The organism is Algivirga pacifica (assembly GCF_039543525.1).
GTDB lineage: Bacteria > Bacteroidota > Bacteroidia > Cytophagales > Flammeovirgaceae > Algivirga > Algivirga pacifica.
Genome location: NZ_BAABJX010000032.1, coordinates 1 through 19865, shown reverse-complemented (window position 1 = coordinate 19865; position 19865 = coordinate 1). Strand labels below are relative to the sequence as shown.

Below are 19865 nucleotides of genomic sequence, written 5' to 3'. Positions count from 1 at the left end.
TTAATACACTCTACAAGCAGTTCAGTAGGCTTTTTTACTCATAGACAATTAACCGTGATAACCTTTGTTGAAAATTTTTAAAACGGTAGACTCGTCTGCTCAGGGAGTAGCTTAAAGGAACTACGATGATGTGGAGTGGTCCCTAATTCCTTAATTGCTGCCCTATGTTGTTTTGTAGGGTACCCTGCATTCTTTTCCCATCCATATCCGGGATATTCTTCTCCAAATTTCAGCATCAATTCGTCACGATAAGTTTTAGCAAGAATGGAAGCTGCCGCTATACTCGCATATTTACCGTCTCCTTTGATGATACATTCATGGGGGATACTAGGGTAGGGGTTAAAGCGGTTGCCGTCAATAAGTAGTAACTCAGGCTGTACGCTTAGTTGTTCCACACAGCGGTGCATAGCCAAAAAAGAGGCGTTAAGAATATTGATCTTATCGATTTCTTCTGGACTTACCTCTGCAATCGCATAAGCAAGGGCGTGTTCCTTAATAATGTCCTTAAGGAGCTCTCTTTTTTTTGCACTGATTTTCTTGGAGTCATTCAGTAACGGGTGCTCGAAGTCCACAGGGAGAATAACTGCTGCAGCTACGACAGGTCCTGCTAGACAGCCTCTACCCGCCTCATCTAGTCCTGCCTCAATTTTACCTGATCCAAAGGTTGATGCTAACATGAATAATTTTTAGATGATGTTGTATAATTATCAGGCAAAGATACGAAAAAATGCAGAAAGGGTGCCCCTTGTGGGCACCCGAAGCTCAGGAAAAGTAGTAAGTAAAAAAGGTGCCCCTTGTGGGCACTCGAAGCTCAGGAAAAGTAGTAAGTGAAAAAGGTGCCCCTTGTGGGCGCTCGAACCTCAGGAAAAATAGTAAGCAAAAAAAGGTGCCTCTTGTGGGCACCTCATCATCTGTAATAATATGAAACAGGAAGAACGCCTTTGTGGGCGCTCCATCGTCTGTAGTAACATAAAAACTATTGGAAAGAGACCAAAACGGTGTTCTTCTCCACATTCTCTCCAGCTTTCCGGTTTAGTTTCTTGATCACTCCGTCTCTTGGTGATTTGATGACATTCTCCATTTTCATGGCTTCCAGAATTAATAGGGGAGTTCCCTTACTAATTTCTTGGCCTTCTTCAACACTATAGGTAAGGATTAGTCCAGGCATAGGGGCTTTAATGTCGCTAACAACAGTATTCACTTGTGTGTTCATGCCTAGTTTCTCAAGCATCAAGTCCAAGTCCGTTTTTGCGGTTAAGGTAAAACGTTGATTATTGACTTTGATAGTAAATGCTTTTTGCTCATAATCCGCATCAACCACCACCACATCAAAGGTTTGGTCGTTGTGTATAATACTGAAGTGCCCTTCTTTAAGTTTGGCGATATCTAGAGGAATAGACTGATCATTCAAGTGTAGTAAATCCTCCTCAAAAGCGGCTTTATAGGTGTTGTTGTTGGTGTTGATTTGCATATGTTGTTGTTTATCTGTTAGGTTGCTGTAAAAGTCATGTTCTATAACTTAAGTTCACTGCTCACTGCTCACTGCTCACTGCTAGTAGTGTACGATATATTCTATCTTAATTGGAAATGCCTTTCCATTCATCTCATCTTCTTTAATACCAATCTTGCGACATACAGCGGCAGATAGCTTAATGACAATCCCTCCTTGTGCCTCATGCGGAGGAAGCTCAGCGAGTACTTTGACAGCAGTGTATTTGGAAGGGTTGATAGGATTGATCACCTTAATATATTCCCCGACAGTTTCTTTTTTGTAAATCGCAACCGCTTTATTCAAAGCACTGTTAGGCATAGGAACAATCCATGCTTTTCCTTCTTCTGTTCTGGGAACACTTTTTTCTACAGGCTGAGTGCTGGCCTTTTTAAAGACTCCTTGCCCTTCCATGATCGTAGGGTTTTCATTGGAAACATATTCTATGCTTGAAGCACCTCTTCCAGCGACGACTTGTAAGGACTTTACACCATCGTAAGTATTACCCATATTTGATTCATACCCTACGATAATCCATTTTTTAGGATGTAGGTCTCCATTGATGGGAACTTTGTTCCAGACGAAGATACTATCAGCAGGAACATTGAAGTTGCTTGCCAAGGAATAAGCATTCTCGCTAATGTCAATCTGGTGTATAATAGGTAATCTACCACCTGCAGGAATAGTGATTCTTTCTTGTGCACCTCTACTACTAGCTAACTGCAGGTTAGCTGGAGGAGCTGCAGCAGCCGGTTGGTGTAATAGATTGGATGGAATTTCCGGATTGTTATTGTCACTTTCTTGATTGGGAATGTAAAGTACTTCACCAATGGAAAGAAGACTACTGTTTTTTTTATTAAAATCCAGTAAGTCAGTGATTTCTATGTTGTAAGCGCTAGCAATGGATTGTGCTGTCTCTCCAGACTTTACTTCATGTTTGATACTAAGCTGAGGTTGTTGTCCCCAGGATAAAGAAAATGAAAGAAGGAAGAACAGCGTAAATAATTGAAAAAAACAAGGTTTTCTCATAGTGGGTGTTATATCATTTGAAGTTCGATTCTTAGCGTAGGTTTGGAACACTTACGCTAAGGCAATATAAATTAAAAATGTTAAAGGTTACCTATTCTAAGATGGTTTAAATCCTATTTACGACTAGGGTATCCTTCTCAACAAGGTAAAAAAGGTAGTTTTCCTGACTCCAAAAAGCATCCAAGGATACTTCTTCTGTTTGTGCTTGCAAACAGATTTTCTGAAGTAAATCTCCTCCCTTACTAAAGGTGCAAAGCCAATGGGAGTAGATCTTTGCACTGCTATCTTCCTCCATATAAAAGCTTAGTGTAAATCCTTCCTTGTGCTCCAAATAGAGGATTTGCTTATGAGGGTGTATGTGCAGTGATTTACTTAAAAACCTTTTAAAAGTATCAAAATGAGGGTTTGTCTCCGTATATCGATGTATATTTTCTTCCACGTTTGTCGTGGTGGATTGCAACTCAGGAAGCTCTTGCGCTTCTTTTAAGGTACGTCCATCTGTTGCCGCAAGTAATAGGTAGGAGCCAGAGGCAGGGTGTATTGCTTGTATCTCATCATTTTGCGCATCGAGATATTGACAGCCTTCCTTGATCCACTTCACCTTTCCATTATGGTGATCAATAGCAATGATATTCCTGACTTTTGGTACCTGTTCTTCTTCATCAAAATTATATAGATACAAGTGATCATCTGCAATGGCTGAAGCGCCCACCCACCAATCTTCTTCTAAGGAGATACCTTCCCAATCGATTTTCCCTTCCTTCAAGTCAATTTTCATAAAATCAACCTTACGAGCTTCTTCATTTCTCCACTCCACAATAACAAAATCTTTCTCATAAAGCAGTCTCCATACTTGCCACCCCTCTTTCTTGTGGGTGATGATTTCCTTGATCTCCATCTTCATTCCTTTGTATTACTGAGTCAATTCTTAATATTGTCCTATCAAAAGCTTATTCATTAACAATAATAGGCAATTCTTGTTTCTATTAATGGAATGATATCATCAAATCTTTGAAAATTGTATTTTAGTTTAATCCTATTATATTATAATCAATGGCAAACGATAAAAAGACTTTGATCCTTGGTGCAACGACCAATACAGGTCGTTATGCTTTCCGTGCCGCTCAAATGTTGACAGAGCGTGGACATACTATTGTACCCGTAGGAATTAAGAAAGGGGAAGTTTTCGGCAAGCAAATATCGCAGGATAAAGAAGTGATTCATGAAAGTGTACATACGGTCACGTTATATGTAGGCCCTCAAAATCAGCCCGAATGGTATGATTATATCCTTAAGCAAGCGCCAAAACGCATCGTTTTTAATCCAGGAACAGAAAATATAGAATTGATGCGCTTAGCTGAAGAAAAAGGAATTGAAGTCGTGGAAGGGTGTACGTTGGTCATGCTTAGCATTGGGAATTATTGAAGCAAGGTAAGAGGTAAAAAGTAAAAGTTAAGAGGTGGAGTGTTCAATTTCTTCTTTCTCCTTTGGCTGTAGTCATCAGTGAAATCATAAAAACCGTGGGAAATGAAATCTTCCTGCAACAATGAATGTTTATTCATTTTAAAAAGTAAGTTTAGATTAAAGTGTATGATTTACGTTTGTTAACTTATCGTTAATAAACGTTAGAGATCGTTCATAGCAGTGATAAATTAAGTTAATTTGCGTCACGGGATTTTATTGAAATTCCAATATTTCATTGGATTTTGCTGATATATAAACAAGACGTTGTTACCAAGAGCAACGTTGATGTGTACAAACAAACATTATGGACTACAGTTTTCTCAACTTTTTAAATTTCCTAGGAGCTTTAGGCTTAGTCATTTATGGGATGAGAACCATGAATGAAGGGTTGAAAAACGTAACTGAAGACAAGATACGGGAGGTGGTGAGCACCATGGCCTCTACTCCAATCATTGGAGTGTTTATCGGTTTTTTAGTGACTGCTTTTATCCAATCGTCCTCAGTAACCACTGTGATGGCGGTAGGATTTACCAATGCTTCTTTGCTGAGCTTACAGCAAGGAATTAGTATTGTACTAGGTGCAAACATAGGAACAACCGTAACCGCCTGGATGATTTCTATTTTAGGGTTTCAGGTGAATATCTCTAAGCTTGCGATGGGCTTGCTGGTGATTGCCGTGCCTATGTATCTCTCTCAGAAGAGTCAGTTCAAGAGCTGGGGAGAGGTTTTAGCGGGTTTTTCTCTTTTCTTTTTAGGGATAGCCGCCATGCAAGATTCTGTGCCTGCACTTAGTTTGGCTCAAGTAAGTTTTCTTCAAGACCTCACCCATTATGGTATTTGGTCGATTATGCTATTTGTACTAGTAGGTTTTTTGATCACGATCGTGATGCAATCCTCCAGTGCAGCGATGGCCTTTACCCTAGTTCTTTGTAGCGAAGGAATGATTCCTTTTGATGTAGCGGCAGCTATGGTGATTGGAGAGAATATAGGAACGACTATTACAGCGAACTTAGCAGCCTTGGTATCCAATACGAATGCCAAGAGAGTAGCTAGAGCACATTTCATTATTAACTTCTTGGGAAGTATCTGGGCGGTAGCCGTTTTACCTTGGATGTTGGATGGGATTGATTATATCATGCTGAATTACACAGACTACGGTATGCCAGAGGTGAATAATCCTTTAGCGATTACGGTAGGGCTTTCTCTTTTTCATTCCCTGTTTAACATTGTGAATGTGTTCGTTATGTTAAACTTTAATACGTTACTTGAGGCTTTTGCGAGTCAGCTTGTTCCTCAAAGAGTACAAGATTTAGAAGACACTTCCGAGGAATTGGTATACGTCAATACCTCTCAAATCTATACGTTAGATGCTGCCATTACGGATGTCAAGAAAGAGTATGATCTCATGGCTAAGGATATTAAGGCGGCAACAGAAGCTTGTAGGGATATGCTTTTGTTGAGTGAAGAACATAAGCAGGAGCGTGATAGAGCCATGCAGTTTGTTCGTAAGGTTGAACTGAAGTTTGATAAAAGAGAAGTAGAGCTCTTTGATTATTTGATAAAAGTAGCTGATAAGAGCTCTCTTTCAGAAGTTGCTGCTATTGAGATTCGCTCTTTGATTCGTATTCTTCATGATTTGGAGCGTATCACGGATGTCTTTAAGTCGATGTCCTACGTGGTAGAAAAACGTTATGGAGGACATGTTTGGCTATTGGAAGACCAGCAAAAAGAAATTGCAGAGTACTTTGATATCGTGCAGGAAGCTTTGGACCTGATGATTGTCAATATGAACAAGGGATATGGCAGGGTAAGAATGGATGATGCCCTTGATTTGGAGAAAAAAATCAACAATTGCCGTCGCTCACTTCGTAAGAAAAATATGAAGAGAATCAGTAAGGTCTCTGATGGAGGAGCACTGTTAGCCTATAACGATTTGATTTCTTCTATAGAGCGTATTGGAGACCATATCTTGGGGGTTTCTAAGGCAGTAGCTGGTTTGGTAGACTAAAGTAGTGAACAGAAGTATTTATTGATATATGGAAGCTCTTCGACATGTGGATCGAAGGGCTTTTGTTTTACAGTACTTTCATGGGAAGTAAGGGGATTGTTTGTTTTTTATTATAAATTCACTGAATCGTTCAATTGTATTGAAGGAGACTTTTAAAACGTAATAACCTTATTGACTAATGAACAAGCATAGAATTCATTCCTGTTTATTTTTTCTATTTTATTTTTTTTCTCAGGTATCAGTAGCACAAAATATAGGATACCATTATGCTATTGATGGAACACCTATTGATAACTTATTTGATCCCATCAGCTTTAATCCCGAAGTTCAGATAACGGTACCTTATGGAGGATTGACTCCTTTCAAGGGAGGAGAGGTCCATTTTGCCAATGGACAAAAGGCCAAAGGATTTATCGCTTTAGGAAAAACACCAGAGTATATTCATTTCACACAGAAACTTCCATCAAAGGGAAAGAAAATACCAATAAAGGAGATCAAGTTTTTTGTAATGAATAATCAAAGGTATTGGACGGTCTCCAACTTTTTGTACGGAGATTTTGGAGGAACTCCTCAGGCAACGCCTGTTTACGTTAGGGAGCTAACAAAGTTGGGTGATAAATTATTTTTAGCTTATACCTATCCGCTAATGAGTAAGTCAAAGACTGTTTATTTGTACAAGGATACCAATGGGGTTATAAAACAGGTACCCAGGAAGAAGTCCGAGCGGTTAGCATTTTTTAAGCAAATTGAGCCAGCATGGGAAAGTGTATTGACCGAGGAGCAGCTAAAAGAGATGGAGGCAATTGGAGTGATCTGGTACTTGGAAGCTTATAACCGATACAAGTCGCAGCTAAAAGTTTATCATGACAGCAATATGAGAGAGACCATCGGTCAAACCTCTACCTCAGTATATTATTCCTTATACTCTCAGTTCGAAAAAAAATACTACAAGAAGGAGTTCTTCGACCTTGATGGACATAAAGTACAAACCCGTATTCAGACGGCTATTTATCCTTATGATTTGCAGTCGGTTATGTATTACGATAGCTTAGGTAAGCTACAACGAAGTATCAAAATGTCGAACGATATAAACGATATGTATGGTATGACAGATTTCTTGTATGATCAGAATACCAACTACATGGATGTTAAAGATTACGATGAAAATGAGAAGCTTCATATCCACCGTCTTAGAGTGTATGAAGATAATTGGAGCAACTTTAATAGTAAGATCAAAAAAGATTTCTATATGAGTGTTTTGAATGCGCAGGAAGAAGAGGTTGATGTGGACTCGGTTTGGGATTCACATAGACAGGCGTTTGTGGTGAGGGAGTTTAATGGAAATTTTTTGGAGGAAGCTTATTACGAAAATGAGGAAAAAGAAAAAGTATATTTATATCTCCGAAATGCCAAGAAGCCATTGAAAGGAATCAAGTCGATGACATTAGGCCAAAACTTCTTAATGCCATACGAAGTACTCTTTGAGCAGAAAAGAGGTTACCTCTTATTGAAGATAAATGTCCATAAGGATGGTTCCTATAATATCGGGGTATTGAAGCCTTTCCATAAGGTGGTTGATAATTATGTAATGGGTGCCGTAATTCAAAAGTTATTAAAAACAAGTAACCTGAAAAAGGTCAAGTATAAGGGAGACTATATTGAAAGGGAATTTGTCTTACCCGTTTACTTGACGAATAGTGCTCCTTTTACTGCTCCAAGAATATATTACTTTCCTGCTTTTTAATAAAAAGGTTAGGCTCGTTTGTGTATGAATAGAGCGATATCTTTTCAGAAGCAAAAAACCTCGAAGAACTGCTGCCAATAATTAAGCAGCCTTCTTCGAGGCTTTTATTTTTGATCTAGAGTTTATTCATTAGTGACCAAATAAGCTTACTCACTGCTCACTGCTCACTGCTCACTGCTCACTGACCTAGAATCCTATCATTCCAAGAATCCCACCTAGCAGTTCTTCACGCATCTGATCATTAATCATAATCGCCAAAACAACAGAAATTGCCAATCCAATAAAGGCTTTCACTAAGTCACCTCGCATCATACGTAAACTCTTCATCAATGACATTTTTCGTTTAGTCGCACGTTTCTTTGTGAAACTGATAGCGATCTCTCTACCCGCTAGTAAACCGATAAATACCCAGGTTGTACTCATTGGTATTTTACTGTGAATCTTGAAGTAGAACAGAATAATCGCATAAACGAAATCGACCACGGTAGCTGCACGAATATCCGCTACACCAGATTTTTCATTGACAATATCTTGAATACGGTCTCCTTTAAGGTAGAATAGTAGTCCCAAGCCAAGGAAGATATATCCTGCGAAAAGCATAAACTCAGTAGTGTCTAGCTGTCGCGGAAGAAAGACGGCAATATTGGCCGCATCCTGTTGAATCCAGGTAAACCACAATAAACCACTGGTTACCCATTGTACAGGCATCCACCATTTTGCAGGCTTTTTACCTCTCACTAAGTTGGCGACTGTTTTATCGATAACGTACCAAACGACCAAAGCTAAGGTGAATGCTAGTAAGTACCCCATAATACTCTTTTGGATAACGCCCCACATGGTAGAGGGTTTATCAGCAAAAGCATTGAGGATAAGGAAAGTGGTAGAGACAGGCATTTTCATTCGTGTTAGAACTAACAGAATCAAAGGGGCTGCCAATTGAAGGAAAGAGAAGGATGTTGGTGCAACATCAAATCCTTTAGAGGTTAGTCTACCTGAGCTGACATCTCCGTCGTTTAAGTACCAGCTTTGTCCTACTGCTAGTAAGAAAATCCCTCCAATATATAACCACAATACCCACCACTTTTTATTATTGTTGGATACAATAAATGTTCCTATGGTCTGAATACTATCATTAGCAATAGCAGAGTAGCCTGCTAGTGCAAAGCCGAGCCACATGGCAACGTGCGGATAAGGAGTTGCTGCGGCACAAAGTATGGCCAAAACAATAATAAATGCAATAAATTTCTGAGAACCCTCCCCAAGGTCAAAGAGGGGGTAGCTGGTGCGTTCCAGCCTATTAGTGGTAATCTTGTCTTCTAATCGTTTCTTTCTGGCCATGATTTGATCTTGTATTATATGTATACTTCTTTATGCAAGGTCGTGAAAAAGTCCGGCGAAATTATTAAGCATTTATTAATTTCCAACATAGTTTTAGTCATTTTTTGAAAAATGATTAATTCTATAGCTATATTAAAAAATAGAGCATTCATTTAATTATATGGTATCTTGGAATAATATAAACACAACGTATAAAAATGATTGTAAATGCTCTGTTTTGTGGGAATAATTATTATGTTTGTCGAAGAAAATAGAAAATAGAGCAGGGGTGCTACACCTGTTCAGAAGTTATAAAATGACCAATTTATGGATACACTGTTGGATTTTGAAAAACCAATTGCAGAATTGGAAGCAAAGCTTGTTGATATGAAGCAATTGGCCTCGGAGAACAACGTGGACGTGAAAGCAGCCATCGTTGATCTTGAAAACAAAATTAGTCAGTTAAAAAAGAATACCTTTAAGAATCTAACAAGATGGCAAAGGGTACAGCTCTCGAGACATCCTGACCGCCCTTATGCGTTGGATTATATCTATGCGATTACGGATGACTTTATTGAGTTGCATGGTGATCGTAATATTGCAGACGACAAAGCCATGGTGGGAGGAATTGGTTCTATCGATGGAGAGTCGTATGTAATCCTAGGACAGCAGAAAGGAAGGAATACCAAGCAAAGACAGTTGCGTAACTTTGGTATGGCTAACCCAGAGGGATATCGTAAAGCATTGCGTTTGATGAAAATGGCAGAGAAATTTAATAAGCCAATCATCACACTGATTGATACGCCAGGAGCATTCCCAGGGTTGGAAGCAGAGGAGAGGGGACAGGCAGAGGCGATTGCCAGAAACCTGAAGGAGATGTTTATGCTGAAAGTTCCGGTGATCTGTATTGTGATCGGTGAAGGTGCTTCCGGTGGTGCATTGGGTATTGCTATCGGTGATTCCGTAATGATGCTAGAAAATACTTGGTACTCTGTGATCTCTCCTGAGAACTGTTCGACAATCCTTTGGAGAAGCTGGGAATATAAAGAGCAAGCAGCGGAGGCACTTCGCTTGACTGCTACAGATATGAAAGGCTTCGGCTTGGTAGACGTAATAGTGGAAGAGCCTCTTGGAGGAGCACATAACGATCCGGTAGGTATGGCAGCCAACTTGAAAGCTGCTATTCAGAAAGAAATGAAGAAGCTTAATAAGCTATCTGTTGATAAACGTATCGAAAAGCGTATCGATAAGTTCTGTCAAATGGGTGTAGTAGTGGAATAAGCACACTTCACGACTATATCCACTCAATATAAAAAGGCTTACCTCTTATGACTTTAGAGGTAAGCCTTTTTATATACCAGAGGTTTACAGGATCGATCGTTTAAAGCGTCTCAATTTCTTTCTTTGAAAGTCCTGTACTGCTTATAATAACCTCGAGAGCGATCCCTGCCTTTTTAAGGTTTCGGGCAATTTCGATATTTCTTTCTTTTTTACCTTCCTCACGACCTTCCTCACGACCTTCCTCACGACCTTCCTCACGACCTTCCTCCCTGGCAGTATCCAAGCTGTTTTTTAGATCATTATACCGTTTCAAACTTTCCTCATACATAGTATATTCTTCGTTGTTAAGGTTAGCGATTTTGGCTTCCTTCAAGAACTTTTTGAGTTTCCTGTCTACTAAGCCAACAGGCATTTCGTGCAATTGGTTTAGGTTTTTGAAAAGGTAAAGCCACTTCTCAAAATGGGTGTGGCACTCTTGCCATTCCTTTCCAAATTTAGGCATTTCCAGATAATAAAAAGTCAATTTATTGGACATGATTTTATTTCTGCTTATATCATACAGCTTTCCTGTGGTAACAACCTGTTGATCATTCTTGTCGGAAGTAGGAAGTGTGAAATCTAGTATAGCAATGGAGTAAACGGCTTTTAGTTCGTAGTTCCATTCGCCTTTTTTGGCCTGTTCCTGTATTGGAAAAGTGATGTAGTAGAGCATACGATCCATGAAGAAGTCTTGCTTGGCTTTTTGAATTTCTACAATAAAGCGTTCGCCCTCCTGATTTTCACAATAGATATCATAAACGGAAGTTCGAGCTTCCTTATTTTTTCCCTTTTGTTCCTTATTCAGGTAGGATATATGGATAATTGTTCCGGCCTCTTCTTTCAGTAATTGATTGAGGAAATCGATAAGCAAGTCTTTATTGGCTTCCGTGCCAAAAAGGAGCTTAAAGCCAAAGTCGGTAAAGGGATTGATATAAATGGGTTTTTGACTGATCTGCATTAGCTTAATTCGTTTGGTGAAAGGCTAATAAAAAACAGGTCAGGGTATTATAATGAGCTTGGTGAAAATAAGTGTAAAAGGCTAGCTAATGGTTTGTGATATCCTTCGCTCTTTTACGACAATAGGCTTAATAATCGTAGTTCCCATCATAATGGTTAGTACGATTTCTCAGAAGATGCTTCTTAAGATATCATTGAGAGTCACAATGATGACTATGCCAACGTGTAAAAAACCTCCTTCTCAAAGTCATGCAATCGAAGAATTCCTTCTTTGGTGAGGTCAATTAAAGTCCTTCTAGCTCTTCTTTCAGAGAAGTTGACTAATCGAGCAAAATCTTTTAGAGTGATTTTCTGATGCTTGTGCAAGTAATGTAAAAGTGCCTCTTCTTGACTGCTTAGCTGTTTTTTCTTATTACCTTCTATACCTTGCTCAGCCATTTTTATATTCATCTTGCTGGCAATAAGACATTGATCCCCTGATCGTATATAGGCATTCCATTCCTCATTTTTATCCAGGGCATAATGAGGCTTTTGATCGCTTTCCGGAACATGAACGATGAGTACCATCTCTTCTTCTTCGGTTTCAATACGCTCAAATTGAATATCAACCGGAGGGTCACAATATAGGGTAGCCGCTTCATTGATTAAGTACTCTTCTTCCTCAGGGTCAATGCCGCTAATACTTTTATTGTCTCTTACCCCTACCAATATCATTCCTCCGTCTGTATTTGCAAAAGAGACCATCGTCTTGGCAGTTTTGTAAATATTTGGAAGTGTCTGCTTGAATTCTACTTCCTGGGACTCTCCCTTGGAGATGATTTTTAATAGATCAGTGTATTCCATGAGATTAGGGGTTAAAAGGAATGAAGAATGAGAAGTTGTACTATCTTAATAATAAAAGCAGAAAAATACAATTTTGTTTTCTTTCGGTAGAATTAGCATCCAAATCAAGGAGATATTACCTTTGGTCATTATTATATATCATTCACTAACATATTGAGCGCATGAAATTGAATAAACCAAGTTTTCTGCTAATAGTACTTTTACTGTGGCAAGGAAGTTTATTTGCCCATGAGGGTATGTGGCTACCTTCTTTGATCAAGCAATTAATGATCGAGAAAGAGATGCAGAATAATGGCTTCCAGTTAACGGCTGAGGATATTTATTCCGTGAATCAGTCAAGTATGAAAGATGCAGTGGTATGGTTTAATCGTGGTTGTACCGGAGAGGTGATCTCTGACCAAGGACTAGTGTTGACCAACCACCACTGTGGATATGGACAGATCCAATCTCATTCTACGGTAGAAAATGACTACCTGAAAGATGGTTTTGCCGCTAAGAACCACGGGGAGGAGCTTCCGAATAATAATATGAAGGTGAGCTTTATCGTAGAGATCAAGGACGTAACCAAGGAGGTTCTCACGGGTGTGACGGATGCGATGACCGAAGAAGAGCGTCAACAGTTGATTAAAGAAAACACAGAAAAGCTACAGGGCACAGCGGTAGAAGGAACACACTATGAGGCGTCAATTAAGCCTTTCTTTTACGGCAATGCTTACTATATGTTTATCATGGAGACCTTTACGGACGTTCGTCTAGTATTTGCGCCTCCTTCATCTATTGGTAAGTTTGGTGGAGATACAGACAACTGGATGTGGCCAAGACATACAGGAGATTTCTCCGTATTTAGAATTTATGCAGACAAGGATAACAAGCCTGCGGCTTACTCTCCAGATAACGTGCCTTACAAGCCTCGTCACCATTTCCCAATTTCATTGGATGGTGTGAAGCCAGAAGACTTCACGATGGTATATGGTTTCCCTGGACGTACTCAGCAGTATATTCCTTCTTATGGGGTGAAGTATGTAACTGAGGTATCCAATCCAGTGAAAATCTCTATGAGAGATGCTAGCTTGTCTGTAATTGACAAAGCCATGAAAAGTGATGATCTCATCCGTATTAAATACTCTGCAAAGCAAGCACGTATAGCCAATGCATGGAAAAAATGGATTGGAGAGAGCAAAGGTTTGGATCGTCTGGATGCCGTAACGAAAAAGCAAACACAAGAGGCTGCGTTCCAACAAGCAGTCAAAGGGAATGCACAATATGAAAACCTTCTCAAGGACTTTGAGCGTGCTTATGCGGAGATCGAGCCGTATAACCTGGCGAGAGATTTATTTATTGAGTTCTATTACTATGGACCGGAGATCTTCCGTATGTCGAGTAGATATGACAAGTTAGTGACCAATTACAAAGAACTTTACGACAAAGGGAAATTGGCTGAGCTTGTACTGCAGTTAAAGCAGGTCAACGAAGATTTCTACAAAGACTACGATAAAGGGGTGGACCAGAAAATTTTTGATGCTTTAGTTGGAACATATGTAGAAACCGTAGCCCCTGTTTTCTTGGCAGATCACCTTAATGAAGCCCACAAAAAAGGAGAACTGAAGAAACTGGAGAACGAGTTGTATCAAGAGTCCGTTTTTGCTGATAAAGAGCGTCTGAATGAGTTGATGAAACCGGCATTTGAAGCCGCTGAGAAAGGAGACCAAAAGGCCCTTAAAAAAGCAGTAGCCTCTATCTCTAAAGAGATGAAAAAGGATATTGCATGGGTAACGGCAGGGGAGTTAGTTCTGAAGTATCGTCAGGAAGTAGCGCCAGCATATGGTGAGAAACAAGAGCAAATCAATGCATTAATGCAGGATTACGTGAAAGGTACCATGGAAGTATTTGACGATAAGAAATATTGGTCAGATGCCAATAGCACCATGCGTGTTACTTTCGGTAAAGTAGAGGGGTCAAACCCAAGAGATGGAGTAGAGTATCTGCCATATACAACCTTAGAAGGAGTAATGGAGAAGAGAAGAACAGATGTCTCTGAAACACATGAGTTCTATGTGCCAGAAAAACTCGTAGAATTGTATAACAATAAGGATTACGGTATCTACGGGCAGGATGGTGACTTGGTCGTTTGCTTTACGGCTTCCAACCACACCACAGGTGGAAACTCTGGTAGCCCAGTAATCAATGGTAATGGACAGTTGATCGGATTGAACTTTGACCGTACGTGGGAAAGCACGATGTCAGACATTATGTTTGATCCTGTGAAGTGTAGAAATATCTCAGTAGATATTCGTTACGTATTGTTTATCATCGATAAGTTTGGCGGTGCCAAGCACTTGATTGATGAAATGACGTTGATTAAGAATTAAGAATGAAAAATTAAGAATGAAGAATAGCTTTTATTCTTCATTCTTAATTTTTTACTAATCACGAGCAATAGCCTTTATTCTTCATTTTTAATTCTTCACTCTTCATTAATCACGCAAGTACGTGTCCAAGCCCAAATACTAGCATAAACACCAGTGAAGTCAAGGCCATTTGTTTCAAATAAGGATCTAGCTCAGCGGCTTTTTCTTTGGTTTGTACAGCACGCCCATTGATGAAAATTAGTGGCAGTACTAATAGGAAAGCCCATTGTGGCCATCCTTTATAGTTCAGTACTACAAAGATAATGGCAGAGAGTACCGCTCCTAAAAGAAGGAACCAATGATAGATTCTTGCCTTTCTTCTTCCCAAACGTACAGGCATCGATTTTTTTCCCGCCTTGATGTCTGAGTTGATATCGCGAATATTATTGACATTCAATACCGCTACAGCCAATAAGCCCATACTACTGGCTGGAAGGAAGTAGGAAAGTGGAATCTGTTTGGCTTGTAAGTAGAATGTACCCACTACACCTACCCATCCAAAGAAAATCATTACAGAAATATCCCCAAGGCCTGCATATCCATACGGCTTTTTTCCTGCCGTGTAGGTGATCGCAGCAATAATCGCCAATACTCCTAATCCCAGAAAGTACAAAAACTCTTCCATGGAGGTAAGACTAATATAAAGCAACACAATTCCAGTGACGAAAGATAAGATGCCAAACAGAATCATCGCATTTTTCATGGCCTTCATACTGATGGCACCACTTTGTACCGCTCTAGAAGGTCCTTCTCGTTCAGCACTATCGGCTCCATGTATAGAGTCCCCATAATCGTTGGCCAGGTTAGATAGAATCTGTAAGAAAATAGTGGTCAAACTACATAGTAAAAAAACGTCCCATTGGAACAACCCTAGTCCTGCAGCCAAAAAAGAACCCATGCCGATGCTGGATAATGCCAAAGGAAGTGTTCGTGGCCTACTTGCCTCAATCCAAGATTTCATTGCAATAAAAGTGTATGATGCGGTATAATTTCGTTTAATTAAAACCAAAAATACGGGAAGAATACTATATCTGTAGCTTTATAGTACAACTTTTTTATGGATTTCTTATAGAGGTAAGGGGATTGCTGTTCGCTGTAGGTCCTTGCCTCAGGTAAGGATTATGGTTTGGACACTGCAGTATCTGGATCAGAGATACTGGTTGTAAGATCCTCCTTACGACCTAGTTTGCCCTCCCCGACACTGGTCTTAGGCTCCTGCCTAAGACCTAAAAGCGCTTTCGCCGAGCGTCCACGCTCGGGTGGTAGGGATGGGAAATAGAGGTTGGTAATGAATTGATAGATAGAATAAAAAATCGTTGTGTTTCGTAAATAATTGTCATGTTCCGTAAAGTAACGGAATGAAGACTTACCGTCCCTTCCCTTCCCTATGTGATGTCACCCTTTCAGGGTTTAGGTAGTATACAACCCCGTTAGGGGTGACATATATTAGCTGTGGTGTTTTAACCTACGGTCTACGTAAGAATAGCATCCATTTCCTTCGCAGCCGCTATTCCTACGCAGACGATGGGTTGAAAGATCTGCAGTTCGCACCCACCGCTAAGATTAATTATCCCACAAATGGAATTTGACATTAGATTGAAAAGGAATTGTAGGACTGTATTTCTTGCACCAACATACGTTTATAAAAAATGGAAGGCTAGCATGAGTAGTTAGCCTTCTATTGATATTACCTATTTAGGCATACTGTGTGCGAACGGGTACTATTCTAATCCATTATAAATAGTGACAGAAACAGTAAGGCCGTATTTAAACCAAATATCCATTCCAAAATTTTCGTAATAAAATATAATCTGAGGTAATTCTGGAGGGTTATCAACCTGTTGACTATCAGTGTTATCTGGTTTTCCGAATAATTCAACTATTTGGTCATCAGATAATCCAATCAAGTTTTGTCCCTTATAAAGACATTTTTGCTGACATATAATAGATGATATACATTGATCCTCTTCACAAAAAACAGTAAATGAGTTTAACTTTTTAAAGGTATACATATGTAAATCATTATCATATTCAGATCCCTTTTCACGAAAAGTATATGATTCTAGTTCATATTTTTTGAGAATATCTTTGATTGATTTTCCAAAATATAATGGCTCTATACCTTTATTAGGAATGAATTCAATATTCATATATTATCGTTTATTCGAATTACTATGTTCCTCTCCTTTTTTCTTTTTTGAGCATAACCTCTACCATAATCACTCTTATCCCACATCATAGGATTAGTACCTCCCATATACATAGGACCACCAGTAGCTCCATAAGCTGATCCAACCATTACTAGGAGAATACTAGCAACAGCTGCTAAAGCGTATGGTCCTTTAGCAGCCACTGCTTCTTCTAAAATCGTTAATTCAGGTAAGCCTTTTTAATCTTTCAGATCCTGCTCCTGTATTTTTTCCATTAGGGTGTACTGATACTTGGAAGCATCCTGAGGAACGTTTTCTCTGGTAACCCTTTTTACTTTCAGTTGTGCGATTTTTCCTTCTGTGATATCAAAGCCTTCAATAGCGCTATAGAATAAAAGCCATTCTCCTTCAACGGGTTCCTCCATGCCGTACTGTACCTGAATACACTTCATAGGACCAACGCCCACGCAATCTTTCTTTTCTGGGTGTATCCACATAATTAATTCTTTTTCAGAAGGAGGGAGTTGGTCTGTCTTTTTTAGGGTAACCACCGTGGTGTCATTCTTATCGATATTTTTGATGACTAAGTGATCTTGCACCTTTTCTAAGGTGATGATTCGCTCACTTTTTTGCCCTATGCCTCTAAGGTCTAAAGTGATGTTAGAGCCAGTGGTTTTCCAAGTGCCTCTTTCTTGTATTTCGGGCTTGAAATTTTGTGTATCAGTGATCAGTTGAGCAGTAGAGTCCTCTGAAAGTGATAAGTAATAACTGTGGTGTTTGATAGTCCCATCTTTATTAACTGACTGGTAATTTCCAGTGATTGGTTTAGCAGCCTCTTCCTGCTGTTGCTCTGAATTGGATTGACAAGACATGATTAAGCTAGCGCTGAGTACTAGATAATAAAATTTACGTAACATAGATGGTTGATTGTTTAATGATGATTCGTCAGTAATTATAAAGAATATACTTTGACGAAGAATTGGTATAATTTATACTATTTGGAGGGGATAAAAGATGAGAAAATACATTTCTCATAGGAGAGGGAGGAATGATGTGATGGCTTAACTTAAACGCTAAACCATCAAGTATTTGTTGAATCGTTGATTCGAGTTGATTTGTTTGTTGAGTTCAATCAACAGTTCAACTCAAATCAACGAGCGAAGCTCTATTCAACGATTCAACGGTTCAACAAGATTATCTCATTGATTTGTACTTGTTGATCAATGCATTGGTAGAGCTATCATGAGAGGTGATATTCTCCTCATTCTGAAGCTCAGGCAAGATCTTATTGGCCAACTGCTTTCCAAGTTCCACTCCCCACTGGTCGAAGCTGAAAATGTTCCAGATTACCCCTTGTGCAAAGATTTTGTGCTCATACATCGCAATCATTGCACCAAGTGTAAATGGAGTCACTTTTTTCACCAAGATAGAGTTGGTAGGGCGATTTCCTTCGAACACCTTGAAGGTTTTCAATTGTTCGATTTCTTCTGCTGATTTTCCTGCAGCTTTCAATTCTTCTACAACCACATCTTCTGACTTTCCAGTCATTAAGGCTTCCGTCTGAGCAAAGAAGTTAGACAATAACTTCGGATGGTGATCAGAAAGAGGGTTGTGTGATTGTGCTGGTGCAATAAAGTCAGCAGGAATCATTTTTGTACCTTGGTGGATCAATTGGTAGAAAGCGTGCTGTCCGTTCGTACCTGGCTCTCCCCAGATGATTGGTCCAGTTTGGTAATCAACAGGTTTTCCTGAACGGTCTACATACTTACCGTTAGACTCCATATCTCCTTGCTGGAAGTAAGCAGCAAAACGGTGTAGATATTGGTCGTAAGGCAATAGGGCATGGCTGTCTGCTTCGTAGAAGTTGTTATACCATACGCCTAGTAGTGCAAGAACTACTGGCAGGTTATCACCGAAGTCTGCATCACGGAAGTGGTTGTCCATGGCGTGAGCTCCTTCCAATAATTTCTCGAAGTTATCGAAGCCGATGTGACAAGCAATACTCAAACCGATCGCCGACCATAGAGAGTAACGACCTCCAACCCAGTCCCAGAACTGGAACATATTGTTGCTGTCGATGCCAAATTCAGTTACTTTTTCAGTGTTTGTAGATAGCGCTACAAAGTGTTTTGCTACTTGCGCCTCATCTTTTGCGTGCTCCAGGAACCATGATTTTGCAGAGTTTGCATTGGTCATTGTTTCCTGAGTGGTAAATGTTTTGGATGCAATGATGAATAGCGTAGTTTCAGCATCAATATTTTTTAGGGTCTCGGCGATGTGTGTACCATCCACATTGGAGACATAGTGTACGTTGATATGGTTTCTATATGCTTTAAGGCCTTCTGTCACCATCAAAGGACCAAGGTCTGAACCACCAATACCGATATTAACCACATCTGTGATGGCTTTTCCAGTGTATCCTTTCCACTCTCCACCAATTACTTTCTCCGTAAAGGCTTTCATATTGCCTAATACCTCATTGATGTCAGGCATTACATCCTTTCCATCCACTTCCATAGGTGTATTGGAACGGTTTCTCAAGGCTACGTGATATACTGCTCTGCCTTCTGTTTCGTTGATAGGCGCACCAGAAAACATGTTTTTGATGGCATCTTTTAGCTCAACCTCTTCGGCCAATTCTAACAGAAGCTGTTTTGTTTCTTCCGTAATTAGGTTTTTAGAGTAATCTACATATAGATCATTGAATTCGATGGCAAATTTGTTGGCTCTGTCTGCATCTTTGGCAAAAAGGTCGTTCATATGTACGCCTTCCATTTGTGCGAAGTGGGCTTGTAGTTTAGCCCAAGCTTTAGTCTCTGTTGGATTAATTTTCTTTAGCATTGTTAAAATATATAAGTGGAATTCTTTTTACGATTCAAAGATACACTTTTCATTAAAAAACCCTTTTAACCTACTTCTTAAATCACAATATCATTAAAAAATGGTGAGGAATATTGGTGTGTAGATCAGTGGTACGCTATAGCTTTTATAATTTTCAATGGTCAATTTTCAATAATTAATACACTCTAGAACTAGTTCAGCAGTCTTTTTGGGTGATTCATTTTAATTAAAAACTGAGCTTTCGCTCATTGAAAATTTTGATTTAAGATATTCGTTCTAAGGCGCTATCTTTATG

General features: G+C 39.4%; 16 protein-coding genes. 5 read left to right on the top strand and 11 right to left on the bottom strand.

Annotated elements, in window-relative coordinates; all coding sequences use genetic code 11:
• Nucleotides 1-77: 77 nt before the first annotated feature.
• From ABD985_RS10415 to ABD985_RS10400, 4 genes are all read right to left on the bottom strand, one after another.
• On the bottom strand, nucleotides 78-677 hold the full coding sequence (locus ABD985_RS10415; RefSeq protein ID WP_345371500.1) for a ribonuclease HII: 600 nt from the start codon (nucleotides 675-677) through the stop codon (nucleotides 78-80).
• Nucleotides 678-976: 299 nt separating this feature from the next.
• Entirely contained in the window at nucleotides 977-1471 is a 495-nt protein-coding gene (locus ABD985_RS10410) for an acyl-CoA carboxylase biotin carboxyl carrier protein subunit (RefSeq protein ID WP_345371498.1), read from the bottom strand.
• Between the two features lie 81 nt (nucleotides 1472-1552).
• Entirely contained in the window at nucleotides 1553-2518 is a 966-nt protein-coding gene (locus ABD985_RS10405; protein WP_345371496.1) for a lytic transglycosylase, read from the bottom strand.
• Nucleotides 2519-2624: 106 nt separating this feature from the next.
• Nucleotides 2625-3422 carry a DUF4905 domain-containing protein gene (locus ABD985_RS10400; protein ID WP_345371494.1) on the bottom strand — a complete coding sequence of 266 codons (798 nt, stop codon included), beginning with the start codon at nucleotides 3420-3422 and terminating at the stop codon, nucleotides 2625-2627.
• 149 nt (nucleotides 3423-3571) lie between these two features.
• Between ABD985_RS10400 and ABD985_RS10395 the strand changes: the two genes are divergently transcribed.
• The 3 genes from ABD985_RS10395 to ABD985_RS10385 all read left to right on the top strand — a co-directional run bounded on the left by ABD985_RS10395 (nucleotide 3572) and on the right by ABD985_RS10385 (nucleotide 7734).
• A complete protein-coding gene (locus ABD985_RS10395; RefSeq protein ID WP_345371492.1) occupies nucleotides 3572-3943 on the top strand; it encodes a CoA-binding protein in 372 nt (123 codons plus the stop codon).
• A gap of 343 nt (nucleotides 3944-4286) precedes the next feature.
• Complete coding sequence (locus ABD985_RS10390; protein ID WP_345371491.1) at nucleotides 4287-5990, top strand: Na/Pi cotransporter family protein; 1704 nt, start codon at nucleotides 4287-4289, stop codon at nucleotides 5988-5990.
• A 178-nt stretch (nucleotides 5991-6168) separates the two neighbouring features.
• The gene (locus ABD985_RS10385; RefSeq protein WP_345371490.1) at nucleotides 6169-7734 is read left to right on the top strand and encodes a hypothetical protein; all 1566 of its coding nucleotides are present in this window, start codon (nucleotides 6169-6171) and stop codon (nucleotides 7732-7734) included.
• Between the two features lie 186 nt (nucleotides 7735-7920).
• On the opposite strand, the gene ABD985_RS10380 is transcribed toward ABD985_RS10385, so the two are convergent.
• On the bottom strand, nucleotides 7921-9072 hold the full coding sequence (locus tag ABD985_RS10380) for a hypothetical protein (protein ID WP_345371489.1): 1152 nt from the start codon (nucleotides 9070-9072) through the stop codon (nucleotides 7921-7923).
• A gap of 306 nt (nucleotides 9073-9378) precedes the next feature.
• Between ABD985_RS10380 and ABD985_RS10375 the strand changes: the two genes are divergently transcribed.
• Nucleotides 9379-10332 carry an acetyl-CoA carboxylase carboxyltransferase subunit alpha gene (locus tag ABD985_RS10375; protein ID WP_345371488.1) on the top strand — a complete coding sequence of 318 codons (954 nt, stop codon included), beginning with the start codon at nucleotides 9379-9381 and terminating at the stop codon, nucleotides 10330-10332.
• Nucleotides 10333-10432: 100 nt separating this feature from the next.
• Here the strand turns inward: ABD985_RS10375 and ABD985_RS10370 are convergent, their stop codons facing one another.
• The gene (locus ABD985_RS10370; RefSeq protein WP_345371486.1) at nucleotides 10433-11329 is read right to left on the bottom strand and encodes an Rpn family recombination-promoting nuclease/putative transposase; all 897 of its coding nucleotides are present in this window, start codon (nucleotides 11327-11329) and stop codon (nucleotides 10433-10435) included.
• Nucleotides 11330-11541: 212 nt separating this feature from the next.
• Nucleotides 11542-12171, bottom strand: a complete 630-nt coding sequence (locus ABD985_RS10365; protein ID WP_345371484.1) for an RNA-binding domain-containing protein — start codon at nucleotides 12169-12171, stop codon at nucleotides 11542-11544.
• Nucleotides 12172-12332: 161 nt separating this feature from the next.
• Between ABD985_RS10365 and ABD985_RS10360 the strand changes: the two genes are divergently transcribed.
• Nucleotides 12333-14540, top strand: coding sequence for a S46 family peptidase (locus ABD985_RS10360; protein ID WP_345371482.1), 2208 nt, complete (start codon nucleotides 12333-12335; stop codon nucleotides 14538-14540).
• A 109-nt stretch (nucleotides 14541-14649) separates the two neighbouring features.
• Here ABD985_RS10360 and ABD985_RS10355 read toward each other — a convergent pair whose 3' ends face one another.
• The 4 genes from ABD985_RS10355 to pgi form a co-directional block, all read right to left on the bottom strand.
• Nucleotides 14650-15540: a 1,4-dihydroxy-2-naphthoate polyprenyltransferase gene (locus ABD985_RS10355; protein ID WP_345371481.1), complete on the bottom strand. Its 891-nt coding sequence runs from the start codon at nucleotides 15538-15540 to the stop codon at nucleotides 14650-14652.
• Between the two features lie 760 nt (nucleotides 15541-16300).
• A complete protein-coding gene (locus ABD985_RS10350) occupies nucleotides 16301-16729 on the bottom strand; it encodes a hypothetical protein (RefSeq protein ID WP_345371479.1) in 429 nt (142 codons plus the stop codon).
• A 239-nt stretch (nucleotides 16730-16968) separates the two neighbouring features.
• Nucleotides 16969-17646 carry a DUF4377 domain-containing protein gene (locus ABD985_RS10345; RefSeq protein ID WP_345371477.1) on the bottom strand — a complete coding sequence of 226 codons (678 nt, stop codon included), beginning with the start codon at nucleotides 17644-17646 and terminating at the stop codon, nucleotides 16969-16971.
• Nucleotides 17647-17923: 277 nt separating this feature from the next.
• Nucleotides 17924-19570 carry a glucose-6-phosphate isomerase gene (gene pgi / locus ABD985_RS10340; protein ID WP_345371475.1) on the bottom strand — a complete coding sequence of 549 codons (1647 nt, stop codon included), beginning with the start codon at nucleotides 19568-19570 and terminating at the stop codon, nucleotides 17924-17926.
• Nucleotides 19571-19865 lie beyond the last annotated feature (295 nt).